The sequence below is a fragment of the Staphylococcus sp. Mo2-1 genome (genome assembly GCF_046721385.1).
GTDB lineage: Bacteria > Bacillota > Bacilli > Staphylococcales > Staphylococcaceae > Staphylococcus > Staphylococcus equorum_A.
This window is the reverse complement of record NZ_JBEUUK010000001.1, coordinates 2,438,678-2,455,280: the sequence shown is the minus strand read 5'-3', so window position 1 is coordinate 2,455,280 and position 16,603 is coordinate 2,438,678. Positions and strand designations below refer to the sequence as shown.

The 16,603-nt window shown below is 31.6% G+C and carries 16 protein-coding genes and 3 pseudogenes; 11 read left to right on the top strand and 8 right to left on the bottom strand.

Annotated features, from left to right (window positions below):
- The first annotated feature begins 92 nt into the window (after positions 1 to 92).
- The 4 genes from ABLV95_RS12410 to ABLV95_RS12395 all read left to right on the top strand — a co-directional run bounded on the left by ABLV95_RS12410 (position 93) and on the right by ABLV95_RS12395 (position 976).
- Positions 93 to 278, top strand: coding sequence for a hypothetical protein (locus tag ABLV95_RS12410; protein WP_107558553.1), 186 nt, complete (start codon positions 93 to 95; stop codon positions 276 to 278).
- Positions 268 to 405, top strand: coding sequence for a hypothetical protein (locus ABLV95_RS12405; protein ID WP_241961590.1), 138 nt, complete (start codon positions 268 to 270; stop codon positions 403 to 405). Before ABLV95_RS12410 ends, ABLV95_RS12405 begins: the two co-directional genes overlap by 11 nt.
- A 17-nt stretch (positions 406 to 422) precedes the next feature.
- Positions 423 to 578 carry a hypothetical protein gene (locus tag ABLV95_RS12400; protein ID WP_241961589.1) on the top strand — a complete coding sequence of 52 codons (156 nt, stop codon included), beginning with the start codon at positions 423 to 425 and terminating at the stop codon, positions 576 to 578.
- A gap of 266 nt (positions 579 to 844) precedes the next feature.
- Entirely contained in the window at positions 845 to 976 is a 132-nt protein-coding gene (locus ABLV95_RS12395; protein WP_275128976.1) for a hypothetical protein, read from the top strand.
- Here the strand turns inward: ABLV95_RS12395 and ABLV95_RS12390 are convergent.
- Positions 963 to 1,529 carry a hypothetical protein gene (locus tag ABLV95_RS12390; protein WP_318832833.1) on the bottom strand — a complete coding sequence of 189 codons (567 nt, stop codon included), beginning with the start codon at positions 1,527 to 1,529 and terminating at the stop codon, positions 963 to 965. The genes ABLV95_RS12395 and ABLV95_RS12390 overlap by 14 nt on opposite strands.
- Positions 1,530 to 1,844: 315 nt before the next feature.
- Between ABLV95_RS12390 and ABLV95_RS12385 the strand changes: the two genes are divergently transcribed.
- Positions 1,845 to 3,074, top strand: a complete 1,230-nt coding sequence (locus ABLV95_RS12385; RefSeq protein WP_460875850.1) for a tyrosine-type recombinase/integrase — start codon at positions 1,845 to 1,847, stop codon at positions 3,072 to 3,074.
- 72 nt (positions 3,075 to 3,146) lie between these two features.
- On the opposite strand, the gene ABLV95_RS12380 is transcribed toward ABLV95_RS12385, so the two are convergent.
- A complete protein-coding gene (locus ABLV95_RS12380) occupies positions 3,147 to 3,794 on the bottom strand; it encodes an ATP-grasp domain-containing protein (protein WP_460875848.1) in 648 nt (215 codons plus the stop codon).
- 365 nt (positions 3,795 to 4,159) lie between these two features.
- A complete protein-coding gene (bioB, locus tag ABLV95_RS12375; protein WP_460875846.1) occupies positions 4,160 to 5,143 on the bottom strand; it encodes a biotin synthase BioB in 984 nt (327 codons plus the stop codon).
- Positions 5,144 to 5,409: 266 nt separating this feature from the next.
- Here bioB and ABLV95_RS12370 point away from each other — a divergent pair, with 266 nt between their 5' ends.
- A complete protein-coding gene (locus ABLV95_RS12370) occupies positions 5,410 to 6,828 on the top strand; it encodes a sodium:solute symporter family protein (protein WP_427705765.1) in 1,419 nt (472 codons plus the stop codon).
- A gap of 125 nt (positions 6,829 to 6,953) precedes the next feature.
- Here the strand turns inward: ABLV95_RS12370 and ABLV95_RS12365 are convergent, their stop codons facing one another.
- A complete protein-coding gene (locus ABLV95_RS12365; RefSeq protein ID WP_069832396.1) occupies positions 6,954 to 7,958 on the bottom strand; it encodes an NADP-dependent oxidoreductase in 1,005 nt (334 codons plus the stop codon).
- 173 nt (positions 7,959 to 8,131) lie between these two features.
- Between ABLV95_RS12365 and ABLV95_RS12360 the strand changes: the two are divergent.
- Together ABLV95_RS12360 and ABLV95_RS12355 are read left to right on the top strand one after the other, a co-directional pair.
- Positions 8,132 to 8,472 (top strand): annotated as a pseudogene (locus ABLV95_RS12360) (MerR family transcriptional regulator).
- A 72-nt stretch (positions 8,473 to 8,544) separates the two neighbouring features.
- On the top strand, positions 8,545 to 8,904 hold the full coding sequence (locus tag ABLV95_RS12355) for a DUF1304 domain-containing protein (protein WP_318755413.1): 360 nt from the start codon (positions 8,545 to 8,547) through the stop codon (positions 8,902 to 8,904).
- Positions 8,905 to 8,977: 73 nt separating this feature from the next.
- Here ABLV95_RS12355 and ABLV95_RS12350 read toward each other — a convergent pair whose 3' ends face one another.
- Together ABLV95_RS12350 and ABLV95_RS12345 are read right to left on the bottom strand one after the other, a co-directional pair.
- On the bottom strand, positions 8,978 to 9,742 hold the full coding sequence (locus ABLV95_RS12350; RefSeq protein ID WP_427705767.1) for a 2OG-Fe dioxygenase family protein: 765 nt from the start codon (positions 9,740 to 9,742) through the stop codon (positions 8,978 to 8,980).
- Between the two features lie 271 nt (positions 9,743 to 10,013).
- Complete coding sequence (locus ABLV95_RS12345) at positions 10,014 to 11,519, bottom strand: FAD-dependent monooxygenase (protein WP_427705769.1); 1,506 nt, start codon at positions 11,517 to 11,519, stop codon at positions 10,014 to 10,016.
- A 493-nt stretch (positions 11,520 to 12,012) separates the two neighbouring features.
- Here ABLV95_RS12345 and ABLV95_RS12340 point away from each other — a divergent pair.
- The 3 genes and pseudogenes from ABLV95_RS12340 (at position 12,013) to ABLV95_RS12330 (ending at position 15,435) form a co-directional block, all read left to right on the top strand.
- Positions 12,013 to 13,393, top strand: a pseudogene (locus ABLV95_RS12340) (LLM class flavin-dependent oxidoreductase).
- A gap of 25 nt (positions 13,394 to 13,418) precedes the next feature.
- On the top strand, positions 13,419 to 14,918 hold the full coding sequence (locus ABLV95_RS12335) for a sodium:solute symporter family protein (RefSeq protein WP_427705773.1): 1,500 nt from the start codon (positions 13,419 to 13,421) through the stop codon (positions 14,916 to 14,918).
- Between the two features lie 127 nt (positions 14,919 to 15,045).
- On the top strand, positions 15,046 to 15,435 hold the full coding sequence (locus ABLV95_RS12330; protein WP_064783334.1) for a tautomerase family protein: 390 nt from the start codon (positions 15,046 to 15,048) through the stop codon (positions 15,433 to 15,435).
- 105 nt (positions 15,436 to 15,540) lie between these two features.
- Here the strand turns inward: ABLV95_RS12330 and ABLV95_RS12325 are convergent, their stop codons facing one another.
- Positions 15,541 to 15,684, bottom strand: coding sequence for a hypothetical protein (locus tag ABLV95_RS12325; protein WP_277575703.1), 144 nt, complete (start codon positions 15,682 to 15,684; stop codon positions 15,541 to 15,543).
- A gap of 179 nt (positions 15,685 to 15,863) precedes the next feature.
- Positions 15,864 to 16,587: pseudogene (locus ABLV95_RS12320) on the bottom strand (peptide ABC transporter permease).
- Positions 16,588 to 16,603 lie beyond the last annotated feature (16 nt).

Here is a 16,603-nt window from a genome sequence, read left to right as displayed (position 1 = left end):
TTACTTATACTTCTTATGCTGTTGCAATCTTACCATTAGTTATTTATTGGGTTTACAAAAAAATAGATAAGTAATTTTCAAAGGAGTTAACTATGAATTTAAGTTATAGAAAAAAAGAGGCTCTGAATAAACTAAATAATGAAGATATCTATATAAATATTTCTCCAAAATATATAAATAAATCATCAGATGAAAAAGTAGAAAAAATGGCGGAAACATTTATTGATTTTTTTAGAAAAATAGATGAACAAAATAAGGAGGAAAACGATGGATATTAAAGCTTTTCAGGAACACATAGAAGGAAGATTACCGGCGTTAGATAGCTTTTATGATAGAGCTATTAATCATCAATTAGAAAAGGATAAAAGAAGACAACCAAAAAAACGTGGTCAGAAGCAAAAATAGAAAGAGCTGCGAATGACATGTACAAAGATTTAATAACAAGTATTTATGAAAAAGTGAAATCTATTGTAGAAGAACACGAGAAAAAGCCTGATTTTGTCTGGTTTGACCATTTAGAGAAATACGAAATGTACGACCAAATAAACGAGTCGTTATATGAGATAGAATTTGAATAAATTAAATTTTAAGGAGGAAGATATATGATTATTAATGATGAAGAATTTGGATACGTACACATTAACACTGGTAACAAAAATCTTTCAAATGAAGAAAAGGAAGATAGCTATCAAAACCAAGGATAAAATAGCTTTAACTATGTGCTTCTTAGTTATAATTTTAGCTATATTAATTACATAATAATATTTGGTTATTTCCCTAATACTCTATATTTTTTTATAAAAAAACGCCTAACTAAGTTAGACGTTGAAAGGAGGTGAAATGAATGAGTGATGAGAAAAATAATAATTCTTATGAAGATTATGTAAAAAATAAAGGTGCAAAACGTAGTAATACAAAAAAATATGAAACAAAAACAGACAACCCTCCGCCCCCACCTAAAATTAATAATGAATAAGATAAATTTTGATTTTATTAACAAAATCAATATAGATATCTTTATTTAGATTTTTTGTTTGATCATAAAGCTTTAAAACAGATTGGTAATCATAATAATTTCTATCATATACAATAGATAAGTTACTAGACTGTAGTTCCACAATGTCCAAATTACCACTAGCTATTAAATTATTATCATAATCAAAAATATAACATAAAGTATGCTCAAGATTTTCGGGTCGTTGGTCCATTATCCTTATTAATGTGTTAAGGTCTGACTTCGATGTATTAAAGTTTTTGTTAAGCAATTTAAATATTATCGGGTAAATTATAGAAGTTAAAATTAGCATCACCAAAACTGAAACAATAATAGTTGATATAACTTTATAGTTATTCATTACTTCTAAAGTAAGTATAGTAAAAAATGCATTTATAACAGTAAAAGTTGTAACAGTCATTGACTTTTCAAAATTTTGCTGATTAGTAAAATTTATTAAATTTAGTTTATCTAAAATAACATATGTTACAAAACCTGGTGCTCCTGATAATAATATTGGGATAATAAAATACAACTTCTCACCTACTTTTTATTTAATTATAACATATACCTATAGATTTATCACTTTTTCATAGTTTTTTTCTATGGGTATATATTTTTATCTTTTTTAAGGATGTGAAAATAATGGAAGAAAATAATAAAGAGTTGCTAATTGTTATGCCAATACTTTTAGTGAGTTTTACCGTAGCTTTATTTTTAGCATAATAAAAAAGCACCCTTTGGGGTGCTTGGAAAGATTTTTCGAATGAAAAAACTATTAGCGTTCTAATTTTATACCACAGTATTTTTATGTTAAACATATATTTTTATTTTTTAGGAGGAATGGCTTATGTGGAGTGAACAATTCAAAGATAAAGAAGGTAAAAATAAATATCGCTTTTACGAGAAGTATAAAGACCCATACACAGATAAATGGCGTAGAGTGAGTATTGTAATGAATAAAAATACTAAAGCTTCTCAAAAAGAGGCTATGTTTCAATTAGACGATAAAATACAAAAATTATTAAAAGAAACCATACCAGATAAAACAAGAAAAGATATTACATTAAAAGAATTAATGGATGAATGGTTGAATTTCTATAAAAATACTTCGGGAACTAAACAAACTTCTCATATCAAATTACAACATTTTATAAATAGAGCAAATAAAGAAATATCAGAAGATACTCTCGCAAGAAATATTGACAGAAAGTTAATACAAGATATGTTAATAAGATTAGTAAATGATTATAACTTGTCTGTGTCATACAGTAAAAAAGTATTTTTTGTTATCAAATCTTCCCTACTGTTCGCAAACAAAAATTATAATCTCGATAATATTGAATTTTTAAATGATATTGTAATACCTAAAAAGAATATAACAAGAGAACATTACGAAAGAAAGAAATACAACTATTTAGAAAGACACGAATTAAAGCAGGTTATTGACGCATTAGATAAAATTATTAGTCAAGAGAATAGGCCAGAAGTAAAAAGAAATAATATAGTGGTAAGGTATGAAGTTGAACTGCAAGCTTTAACTGGATTGAGGATTGGTGAAGTTCAAGCGTTGCGGGTTGAAGACTTTGATATGGAGAATAAAACACTTAGTATAAACGGCTCAATACAATGGATTCAAAGTAAAAATGGATTTGGTGTGAAGGAAACAGTGAAAACTGAAGGCTCATATAGAAAGATAGATCTTGATAATCGAAGTGTGAAAATATTAAAACTTATGTTGCTAGAAAATCGTAAATCTGCCCAATGGAATTCAAAATTTAAAGATAGAGGTTTTATTTTTGCTAACGGGATTGGTAATCCGCTTCATAATAATACCCATACAAGATTATTAAAAGAAGTTAATAATAAAGTTTTCGGCTCGAATTCTAATAGACAATTGACTACGCATACTTTCAGACACACGCACATATCGTTACTAACTGAATTAGGCTTACCTTTGAAAGCAATTATGGAAAGAGTAGGACATGTTGATGAAAGAACAACTTTACGTATTTATACACACGTAACTTCTACCACCAAAAAGGACATAGTTTCAAAATTAAATAACGTTTCTTTTTAAAATCTGCCCTTTTTCTGCCCTTTTTTAAATAGAGAACCATCGAAACCCTTATAAACACTAGCATTAAAGCATTTATCCCTTCGCTTTTAATTGTTCAACAGATACTTCTTCGTTACTATCTATAAATGCTTCAATTAAAAATGTATTTTTAGAAACTTTGAAAGAATCAGCATAAGCGACCATAACTTTTTGAGATTTCATGTAAGCTTCCTTACATTCTGCTTCATTATGAGCTAAGTAAACGCCGCCACTACCACCAAAATCTACAGGTTTTATAATAACGGGAAATTCAAATGTTTGTATCAATTCTTTCAATTGTTCAATAGTTTCGAAAAGTTCCGACTTTGGAGTAGGGATATCAGCTTTTTCAAACAATCCCTTCATTAGGTATTTATTTCTACATGCTTCTACGACTTCATCATCAAGGTAAGGCAGCCCGTAGTCTTTATTTAATTTATTAGCTACTTTAAGTGTCCAATCATTTAAAGGAACTATAGATCTTGGTTCATAGCCTTGCGTTTTATAATAGTCGATTTCATTTTTTATATCCTCATAACTTAAGGGGTCTGCATCAATACAAAAATCAAAATAAGCATTGTACTTATACTTCGAATCTTTTATTGCTGTCCATATCTGAAAATCTCCTATTGATTTCCCGCCCGCATATGATCGTTCTCTAAGGAATTGATCAGCTCCTAATAACAGTAAATATTCTTCCATATTAGCCTCCTTAATTTTTATACATATTTTATTACATAAAAATAATACCATATTAATGTAAATTTAAACAATTGAGAAAACGATTATTTTGTTATAGTATTTTGGTTTCTTTTATATAGTGTTACCTTTGTCTTGATTAGAGGTTTTGTAAAAATTTATTGAACTGATTGGTTAAGAAGTAGCATGATCTAGTTTAACGTACAGATTTGAGGTTAATATATTAAAGAATTTTAAAGTTATAGATTGGGGTTGAAATCAAATTTCATATTTTTGATTTCAGCCCCAAGCCCATCTTTTCAAGAAAATAAAACTTACTCCTTCTTTTCTCACTACAAAATTGATAAATTATTTGATTAATGGAACATTCAATTTCCTTTCAATTCATTGTATCCAAAGTCAATTTCAAAACCTAAATCTTGAATCATTTTATAGTCTAGTTGATTAGGCTGTCCTCCAGTAATTAAATAGTCTCCTACAAATATTGAATTTGCAGCTTTCAAAGCTAAAGGTTGTAGTGACCGTAAATTAACCTCTCTACCGCCGACAATTCTAATTTCTTTAGATGGATTAACGAGTCTAAATAAGGCGATAAGTCTTAAGCATTTTATAGGAGTCAATTTATCCATTTCCCCGAACTTTGTGCCTTGAATGGGATGTAAAAAATTAATAGGAATACTATCGGCATCGATTTCTTTTAAGGCAAACGCCATATCAATAATATCTTGATTTGATTCCCCCATACCACAAATGACACCAGAACATGGTGAAATATTGTTTGCTTTCATAATTTCTAAAGTATTGGTTCTATCCTTATAAGTATGTGTGGTTACAACTGCTTCGTGATAGTTTTCGCTCGTATTTATATTATGGTTATATCTATCAACACCAGCTGCTTTGAGTTTTTTAGCTTGTTCCTCATTGGTTAACCCAAGACACGCACATACTTTCAACTGAGGATGATTTGATTTTATTTCTTCTACAGTTCTACTTATATGGTCAATTTCTTTATTACTTGGCCCTCTGCCGCTCATAACAATACAATAAGTGCCTATATTGTTTTCATGCGCTACTTTGGCACCACTAACAATTTGTTCTTCTGGTACTAAACTATACCGCTGTTTTTGCTTCATATCCCTAGATTGACCACAATAACCACAATCTTCAGGACAAATGCCACTTTTTGCGTTTAAAATCATGTTTAATTTAACTTTTTTGCCGTAATAGTGTTTTCTTAATATATAAGCTTCGTTTAATAAATCTAATGTGTCTACGTTAGGATCTTCATAAATTTTTAGCAACGTATCTTTAGTTAATGTTTCCCCTTGTAAAATGTTTTCAGCTAATTTCATATTAATTCTCCTCATTTCATTAGGCTTTAATAGTTTCTCCTTTTTATAATAAAGCTATTTCTATATGAATGTAAACTAAAATAAATGAATGGTTTACATTAACTCCGTACTAGCTGAAAATTCTGATCAGGGAATAACGTTTTATATTCAACTGTTTAAGGAAGTCTAATGACGTCAACAAAAACTAAAAATTTAGTTTGATTCATGTAAGGAGTCACGATAAACTAAAGGCATTGTGAAAAATATATTTACGAGGGGATAATGTAGTGTTTAATAGTAGCGAACAATTAATTTTAGGATTTACGATCATTATTTATTTTATTTTTCTATTACTAATGTCTGTATACATACAACGAAAAATTAAAACTTATGATGACTATAATATGGCAAGCAGAACGGTAACACTATGGCCACTGATTTTAACATTTGTGAGTACAGGCGTAGGCGGCGCGACACTGTTAGGTTATATGGAAAATGGCTATACATTAGGTATGGGACAACAGTGGATTCATATAACTATGATGGTTGCTGTTATTGTACTTGCATTCTTTTTATTAAAACGTATTAGATTATTAGGTGAAAAGCATAATATGGTGACAATCGGTGATTATACTGCGCTTCGTTATGGCGAATCAGCACGTATTCCTACTGTTATCAGTTTCTTATTTGCTTATTGTGCGATGACAGGTATGCAATTTGTCGCGATTGCTTCTATTTTGAATTTAACAATAGGGTTAAATATGACAGCGGGTATTATTATAGGATGTATCTTACTGACTATAAAAACTTACCTAGGCGGCTTAAAAGCTGTCGTTTGGCAAGACGTTGTTCAAGGAACAATACTTACAATCGGCGTTATTGTGTTATTCTTTGTGGTTATCTATTACTCAGGTAGTTGGAGTGATATTCAAGCCAATGCAAGCAGTCAAAATCAAAGCGATATGTTAAATTACCTTAACATCACACCGAATGAAATCTTAATTTATCTGCTAACATTAGCGTTCTATCAATTTATCAGACAAGATGTGTGGCAACGTATTTGGGCTGCTAAAGATTTGAAGACTGCAAGAAATGGTTATGGTATTTCTATGATTATTGCAGTAGCGTTAGGCGCAATGACAGTGTTTATAGGTGTCTATGCTAAGTTTGGTTTGAATTTGGACATAGCAGAAACCCCATTAGTTTATTATAATGTCATACAAGAAGTGTTCCCATTTCCATTAGTACTCATAATGATTATCGTCTTATTAGCGGCGGTAATATCTAGCGCGGATTCCTTCTTTATTGCAGGGTCTTCATCTATAGCAAATGATATTATAAAACCAAATGTGAAAAGTCATAATCAACATAAAATGCTATTATATAGTAAACTTTCAGTATTAATCGTAGCTGTTATTTCTTTAGTATTAGCACTTATGATTCCAGAATTAGTAAATCTGATGGTAACAGGCACTGCGATGACAGTTTCAGGATTGCTTGCGCCAGTGATTTTCGGTCTGTTTTGGCAAAAACCTACCAAACTTGCGGGTAACATCGCAATGTGGAGTGGACTTGGCTCAGCAGTAATATGGCAAATACTAGGTCATCCGTTTGGTCTACATCCAATCTTAATTGGGTTACCACTATCAATAATTATGTTATTACTTGTAACATGCTTTGGTAAAAAAGATTACGAAACAGTTTAAGCAAACAGTTCACCAAAAACTTTATAATAAAAAATCTCACTCATCTTATTTGATGAGTGAGATTTTTATTATAAGCTAATTGTGTTTTTTATCTCATATACTTTCATATTAGATGATATCTCAAGTTATTCTTCTGATATTTTAACCACTTGTTTACCGAAGTTTTCACCAGAAAATAGTTTTCTAAATGCATTAGGCAATTGATCAAAACCTTCATCGATTGTTACTTGTGATTTTATTTTATCTTCAGCTACCCATTTGGCAAGTTGTTCGCTTGCTTCTTTAAAATGCTCTGCAAACTGTCCTACTACAAAACCTTGCATTAGGGCTTGGCTTTTAACTAGTGTTTCCTGAATTCTTGGTCCCATTTCAGTTTGCGTATTATTGTAAGTTGAGATTGCACCACAAACAGGTACACGTGCAAATGTATTTAAATGTTTGAAAACTTCATCTGATAATTTTCCACCGACGTTTTCGTAATATACATCAATACCATTTGGTACAGATGCGGCAAGTTGTGCTTCAAAATCATCACCTTTATAATCAACAGCCGCATCAAAGCCTAATGTGTCTGTTAAATATTGTGTTTTTTCTTTTCCACCGGCAATGCCAACTACTTTTGCACCTTTTATTTTAGCAATTTGTCCTACTACAGACCCCACAGCGCCTGAAGCAGCAGATACAACAACTGTTTCTCCTTCTTTTGGTTTACCTATTTCCAACAAACCAGTATATGCTGTCATACCTGGCATTCCTAAAATACTTAAGTATAAATGTAGAGGAACTTCTGTGGAAGGTATTTTAGTCACTTGATTAGCATCAGTAGTGATTATTCTTTGCCAAGGTAAGACACCCGTAACATAATCTCCTTCTTCCAAGTATTCTACTTCGGATTTTATAACTTTCGCTAAAACATGCCCATCAATTGGTTTGTCGATTCCGTAAGGTTTAACGTAACTTTTTGAATCATTCATTCTTCCACGCATATAAGGATCCACAGAAATATAAATAGATTTTAATTGTACTTCACCCGTACTAGGTTCCGCTGTTTGGATTGCTTCGTATTTAAAAGTGTCATCTTTAGGTAATCCTTCTGGTCTTTCGTTTAATACAATTTGTTCATTTTGCATAATAATCCTCCGTTTTAATGTTTTTTAATTAGTGTTTAAACTGACTTGCTTAAATAAAATGATTTCTTTTGAACTATAAAAATCAAATCTTTTTAATTGTTTTTCCTCCTCTTGCGTGGTTATATAATAAGATACCAGTTAAACCTTAGTTTAAGAGAAGGGATGTGCTTACATTGGAAAAAATTTATATTGATCAAGTAGCAAGCATATGTGATATAAGTAAAAGTAAATTAAGATTTTATGAAAAAAAGGAGATATTAAAATTTATAGAAAGAGACACTAATAATAAAAGGCTCTATAGTAAAGATGATATTGAAATGATAAAATTCATCAAATGTTTAAGTAATTTGAATATGAGTTTAAAAGAAATCAAAAAAATACAGGTATGTTATATGATAATGAAATAGATATAAAAACAATATTAGAAGTACATTTAGGGGTTTTAAATAACCAAAAAGAAGTATTGAATAAAAGAATTGGAGTTATTGAAGGAGAGTTAATTCAAATCACTTAATTTATTACTCTCCAGTTAAAGTTGTGATATTAATATATGGAAAGTTCATTTGAAAAAGAGGTGTATTCATTTATGAGTATTGTTACAGTAATTTTAGTTTTATTAGTTGCTATTGAATTTATATATATAATGATATTACAAACAATTAAAACGACTTCCCTTAGAACTAGTAAAATATTCAATATTAAGCAGGAAGAATTAAAACAGCCCAATTTAAAGGTTCTTATGAAAAACCAAGGTATATACAATGGACTTCTTGGTGTGATGTTATTATATACGCTGTTCTTTTCCCATAATCCTAGAGAATTAATTACTTGTATTTTAATTTATATTATCTTAGTTGCCGTATATGGGGCAATTACTAGTCAAAAATCTATAATTTTGAAACAAGGCGGGCTCCCTATAATCGCACTTATTTCATTGCTTTTTTAGTTTGGATTTAATTTATTGCCGTAATGATGAACTTTAAAACCCCCCTACTTTTATAAAAGTAGGGGGGTTAATATTATTCATCGACATCTGCAACAACTGTTTGTTGGTAATCAATTAATATGACAGATCTAAGACCTGTACCTTGTTCTGAACCTTTTTTCACGGGACTCACATAATGACTGACATTAGGATCGTAAACGCCATATGACTCTAAAGGGTTCTCCATTTCAAAAACTTCTATTATATTGTTTTCATCTGTATCTTCCGGGTTATTTCCAGCAGCTTCTGGTACAGCGATAGCATTCGTTCCACCAACAATATTCTTTCTTTCAATTAAATGAGCAAAAGTAAACGGCTCTCCATCCTGGTGCAAACAGTTCGGTGAGGAAACGGCTTTATCTCCGTCATTTTCTACATACAATTTAACGAAATGCACGCCCACATGAATCGGTAAGATTTTATCCTCTTCGTTCCAAAACGTTTCATGATAATTGGCTATAATAATATCGTTTAACAATTTATTACTTCTTATATTTTCATCAATAGAGTGGAATGCTCTATATGAGCCCGAATGTTCTGGATTGAACTTTCCTTGAAAATAAGCAGAATAATCAACGCCATTTCTTTCAATTGTAGGAAGCCAAAAAACATCTTCTGTGCCAGGTAAAACGATTGCTCGAGAGTATCTTCTATATCTATTAAGGTTAGGGGCATAATCATCTTCAGGCAGATCAGCAAAGTACGCTAATATTTCATTATAATCCTGTTCAATACCCTCATAATTTAAACTTTTCATTAAATCATATCTTGAATAACCATCTTTTTGTAATTTATTCATTATTCAATACGTATCCTTTCTATTTTTAAATCTAATAATGTGTTAATATCCGTACTAATTGCGTCCAATTGTTCATGCTTCTTATATATGTGACTTAATAATCTCTTTTATATTTTATACCATTGTAAGTAGCAAACACAAATGTCGATAAATTTTTTATTTTTTAAATTAGTAAGAAAAAAGCTCATCTATCTTATTGGATGAATGAGCTTCTTTGATTAAAAAAAGGGGTGAGTAATTGCACTTTTTACACATGTTTTCAAAATCTAAGTTAATTTAACCGACGAATATTATAATTATGAATCATACTTTTTATAGGGTCTAAATTTTGGAGGTCTGTAGCTACGGATACGTAACTATCTGGACGTACTAGAAATACTGAATTTTCTTTAATGCCTTTCGCATTGATTGCTCTGTGCCAAGTTAGATCATATAGTGGGACACCAGTTTTAAAAGCGAGCTGTTTGAGTTCTTGAGTAACTTTACCATATGCATGAAGTTGCCAATCATAAGATTTTAATGGTTCAAAGTTATCAAAAGTATTTGTATACACCCATGGTAAGCGATCTCCACCTTTAATGTCACCATATTCTCCGCTACTTAATTCACTATGTCGATAATTTAAATTAGTTTGAGAAATTGTTTTAAACATTAATTGTTTTAAAGTGTTAAAACGTAATAATTTAGGAGCAAAGAAAGGAATGACAAAATTTTTTACCATCCGACTATTGGCCATAATTTGAAAAGCTTTGTCTGTTGTCTTCACTAACCTTTGAGCGAATTGGATACGTTCAGGCTCGTAAGTATCTAGTAATTTTGGTGAGGCTTTTTCTTTTAGAACTGCTCCAAGTTTCCAAGCTAAATTAAGCGCATCGCTTATGCCAGTGTTCATACCTTGACCGCCGGCAGGGCTATGAATATGACCAGCATCTCCACATAAGAAAGCACGACCTAGTCTGAATTTTTCAGCAACACGATGGTGGGAACGGTAGGATGAGTACCAGTTCACTTTATTTACTTGTATTGGTAATATACGTTCAACATGTGGAATTAGAGGAGTGAGTGATTGAGGACCCTCCCCGTCTACTACAAGGTCATCAGGTATTAAACCAATAAGACGTAGTTGTCCTGTAGTTCTAATTGGGAATCCTAAACAAAAGTAGTTATTATGGAAGCCCATGGATGCTGTTTTTAATGCAGTATCATTTTCTACATCAGCGACGAAGAACATTTGACGGTATGTTCCACCTGGAAAATCAATATTTAGTGCTTTCCTAACAACACTACTGGCACCGTCACAACCACAAATGTAGGCAAATGTTTTTGTCATTTCTCCCTCAGATGTATTTATGGTAGCTGTCACAGCGTCACCATCATCCTCAAATCTTAATAGCTCGTGATTCCAATCAATTTGACCACCTCGTTGTTCTAGTTCATCAACAAGTATGCTTTCGTGGATGTCTTGAGGTAGTGTTAAAACATAGGGATAAGGGCTGATGCCTTTACCTATTTTACCTACAGGTAATTTAGCAACATCTTTATTATCTTTATATAAAGTTATAGTATCTACTAAAATTCCTTTTTTCACAATCTTATCTGCAAAACCTAATTGCTGATAAAATTCAAGTACTCTTGCCTGGACAGCCATTGCCCGTGAAGCAGTTCCAGGACCTTCATTTTGATCAATGATTTTATATGGTACCCCTTGGTTACTTAATGAAATTGCCATAGCTAAACCACTAGGACCAGCTCCAACTATTAATACGTCACTACTCATATTTATCTAACTCCCATCCACTGTAATTGCTTATCGTAAGTTAAACATATGATAATTAAACACAATGTTCAATTACTGTAATTTATAAAATAGACACTTAGCGTCATATGTTTACTAAAATTATGAAATAGGTGAATTATCTTTTCTCTGGATTTTACTATACATATATCTATTATATTCGCATCTCATTCTTTCATACCCGAATGAATGAGTTTTACTTGGTTTTATACACTTTCATAAACTGTTTCAACTGAATAAAAGTAATTTACCAATTTAATCCGACTATTCTTATATCAATTACTGTTTTGGTGTTGACGAAGTATGTAATATTCGCTATATTAACTAGCATAGATATTATCTGAAAATTCTATATATTGAGAATTTTCGTCTTAGGAAATGAGTAAAGTAATTCAAAAAATATTAAATTAAATTTTAAAATTTCCTCAACAGTCACTATTAAGCACAACGAAACTACATTTAGGAGGAAAAACATATGCCGAAAAAGCAGATACATTTTAATGGATTTGTTCAAAATTCACCATCCCCACATTCATCTGGATTATGGAAACATGACAAAGATCAAGGTGCACATCACAATCAATTAGATTACTGGATCAATATCGCGCAGACATTAGAGAAAGGTAAGTTTGATTCTATATTTATTGCAGACGTTTTAGGAACATATAGCGTTTATAATCAATCGAGTGATGCTTGCAATTAAGCATGCAGTCCAACTACCTGCGCACGATCCTATACCGATTATTTCTGCTATGGCCGCAGTCACAAAGCATATTGGTTTTGCCCCAACAATCTCTACTACATATGCACAACCGTATAGTCTAGCTAGACAATTATCTACATTAGATCATTTAACTAATGGTCGTTTAGGTTGGAATGTTGTCACTTCTTATTTAGAAAGTGAAGCGATTAACTTAGGACTGAAAGAACGATTACCAAAAGATTTAAGATACAACAGAGCAGATGAATTTCTCCAAGTCGTTTATAAACTTTGGGAAGACAGCTGGGAAGACGGCTCTGTAGTTAATGATAAAGATACTGATACATATGCAGACCCTGATAAAGTGCATGAAATTAACCACGAAGGTGAATTCTTTAGTGTGCCTGGTCCTCATTTAGTTGAACCATCACCGCAAAGAACACCTGTATTATTTCAAGCAGGCGCTTCAGAAAAAGGTAAAACGTTTGCTGCGAAACATGCAGAAGCGGTGTTTACGAAACATACTTCAGTAGAATCATTGAAAAGTTATGTAGATGATATACACACAAGAGCTGAACAGCATGGCAGAAGTAAGGATGATATTTTAGTATTTCCTATGGTACTCCCAATTATCGGAGAAACAGAAGAAGAAGCCTATCAAAAATATGAAGCATTAACAGAACATATCAGCTATGAAGGTTCCGCATCATTGTTAAGTGGACATACAGGTATTGATTTTTCAGAGTACGACCCAGACCAGTATATAGAAGATATTGAGACGGAAGCGATGCAAGGCAATCTGAATATGTATACCAAAGACCCACACCATAAATGGACACTCAGAGAAGCTGTGAAAAATCATGGTTTAGGCAATGGCACAGCTAAATTTATTGGAACGAAAGAGCAAGTCGCTGATAAATTTGAAGCATGGGCAGTTGAAGGTGGGGCAGCTGGGTTTAATATCGCTCAAAGTTATTCACCTGGTACATTTGAAGAATTTGTTGATCATGTTATCCCTGAATTACAAAAAAGAGGTCTATATAGAACAGAATACGAAGGCACAACACTTCGTGAAAATATGTTCGGTAAAGATCAAAAAACAATAAAGGAAAATCATCCAGCAAAAAACAAGAGTGCGGCGAATACTCTTATATAAATTAATAATAAAGGAGTAAAGAACAATGGATGAAATTTCTCTCTATACATGGATAGGCTTCATATTATTTATGATAGTCATGGTTATTGTCGGATACATGAGTTCACGCAAGATGAAAAATATTGCTGATTTTGCCACTGGTGGCGGCAATATCGGGCCTAGGGTGCTGGGACTATCATTTGCAGCAACATACTTAAGTGCAGCCACCTTTTTAGGCTATCCCGGTTGGTCATATGAATGGGGTCTTAACAACTTATGGTTATTTCTAGCCATGTTTATTGGTGGGCCCACGGGTGTCTTAATGGTTGCTAAAAAGGTAAGGAAATTAAATACAACACAAAAATCTTTATCCCTCCCAGATTGGTTAGGAGATTTCTACGATAGTGACATTATGCGCGTAGGTACTGGCATTATTCTCCTTTTTAATATTTTTTATATAGCCAGTCAGTTTGTTGCGGGCGCAAGGATTTTTGAATATTTACTTGGTATGTCTTATTTTAGCGGACTCGTCTTTATAGCCGTTATTGTTGTACTATACGTGTACGTTGGTGGTGCACTTGCAGATATTTATACTGATGCGATACAAGTTGTCATTATGGCCATTGCAGGTCTTGGTGTATTTATCTCAGGTATCGTTATTTTTTGGAAAGGGAGTATTACAAGTACATTTACTGGTATCGCAAATAATTTATCTAACCAAAATGAAAACTTAGTTAAAGTATTTAATCCAGAATCTGTACATTTCAACTCTTTCGCCATGGTTTTAGGTGCAATCGTTATACAGTGGGCGTTTGCTTCTGCACCGCATTTATTCAATAAAATATTAGGTTTGAAAAACGAAAAAGATTTAGGGAAAATGATCAATACTTATATTATTGTCACGGGGCTTTGTCTACTCGTGTTATTCGGTGGTATATTCGCTCGTGTCGCATTAGGTAATAGCGTTGAAACATCAGATTTAGCACTGCTTGACTATATTATTTGGGCATTTCCTGCAGTGATTGTAGCACTTTTCGGCGTGGTCATTTTAGCTGCGGCGATGTCGACAACAGATGGATTATTTGTATCTATTTCTACAGTATTTGCGAATGATATATTCTTAAAATTCTTAGTTAAACGAAAAATAATTAATATTAGTGATGAAAAAGCCAATAAAATCGCATTTCAAATAAGTAAGATTAGTGTGCCAATTGTAGGTTTATTATCATTTTTACTTGTCTTACAACCTCCAAAACATATGAGCGACATTATGTGGATTGGAATATCAGGCATCGCAGCGGGTACATTAGGCCCTATCCTACATGCCATATACGCCAAGAAGAAAGCACCAGCGAGAGCTGCAGAAATATCTATGTTTGTAGGATTGGGTTCCTATTTAGTCATTTACTTCGGTGGTATTATTCCAAGTACAATGTCAGCAGGTGCAGTAGCAACATTTATCGGTATCGCAACAATTACAATTGCCGCATTTATCATCAAGCCAAAAGATAATCAAAAATATAATGTAGAAGAAGGTAATAATTAATGTTTGTTAATGAGATGTTATCGATATGGTTATATGGTTTTCTGGGAATGTTTGTTGTAGTATTTATTTCGTTAAAAGTCGGATATTCAAATAAAGATAAATAATTAATTTTAAAAGGAGAATTTACATGCCATTAATTAAATTAGACATGATCAAAGGTAGAGAAAAAGAGGAAATTAAAAGTATTTTAGATATCACATATAACGTGATGTTAGATGCATTTCAAGCACCAAAAGGTGATAAATATTTAATTGTGAATCAACATGAAGACTATGAAATGGAAATATTAGATACAGGTTTAGGCATTGAAAGAACAGACGATGTGATAGTATTTACTATTGTTTCAAGACCGAGAACCAAAGAACAAAAAACGACATTCTACAAAAATTTAGTGAATACGCTACATGACAAAGTAGGCATTCGTAAAGAAGATATTATGATTAGTTTAGTAGAAAATACCGATGAAAACTGGAGTTTCTTTAACGGTGAAGCACAATTTTTAACAGGTGATTTATAATCTAACTAAAGGACATATTATTTTGTTAGGTGACAACACTTATATAAAGCATAAAAAATACACTTCCACTTAATAGCGGAAGTGTTTTTCTGTTTTTATTAAAAATTAGAATTTATCTTTTAAGTCTTTAGCTTTATCTGTTGCTTGGTCTTTCAATTCGTCTTTTTTCTCGTCGTCATTTTTAATTTCGTTGGCTTTATCTTTTGCTTTGTCTGTTGCTTGATCTTTATACTCGTCAAACTTACTCATAAATAAACGCCTCCTTTAAAATGTTATATTACTGTGATTCCACATATCATAGAACTTAAACATATTTATTTTTATAGTTAAGGAATAGTGAGAAAACCCTGATACACCCAATTTAACAATAAAATTTGTCTAATTAAGTGTATCCGGGTTCGCATTAATAAGCCTAGTATCTTAAAAAGTTATAGCCCTAATTTTAACCACCGTTTTTTAGCAAAAATTAAAAGCATGAAGTTGACTACAAATAATATCAGGAAGAATATAAATATAGTTAAAATTTGGTTTGCAGGTAAAAACGCTTTATTACCATTTAATACTTGCTCAACTAAAGGATATATACTGTTACTAGCTTCAAATGGAGCAATTATTCCAAAAATAGTTTTATTTACTGCAACTAGTATAATTGACCCTATCCAATAAATAATACTTATACCTATACTTATAAGTACATTGGGCGATAGTACACTTATAGTTCCAATAATCAATATATACTGTAAGAGTACTAAAGAAAATAAAGTGAGTAATAGTAAAAAGTGCGAAAAATTTGAGAAAACAACAGAAATGATTGTTAAACCAATTGTTAAAAATACAAAGCTTTCAATAAATAAAATAGCAGACTTTTTTATAAAAGAATTTAAATACATTATCTCCAAGTAACTTATAAAACAAAGTATTTTTATTACTATATTCTTTGTTTATGAAATAAGCAATTATGAAAGAGAATAATAAAAAACCAAATTCAGTAGCTACCGTGTATGTACTGAAAAAATATTGTCCATATGTCAAATTGCTAACTTTATCTATACCAACTGGTAAAAAATAGCCTAATAAGAATACAAAAATAAACAATATACCTAATGTCAAAATTATTTTATTTGAAATATTCTTTTTAAATTCTAATAACATTTTTACACCTCTTTAT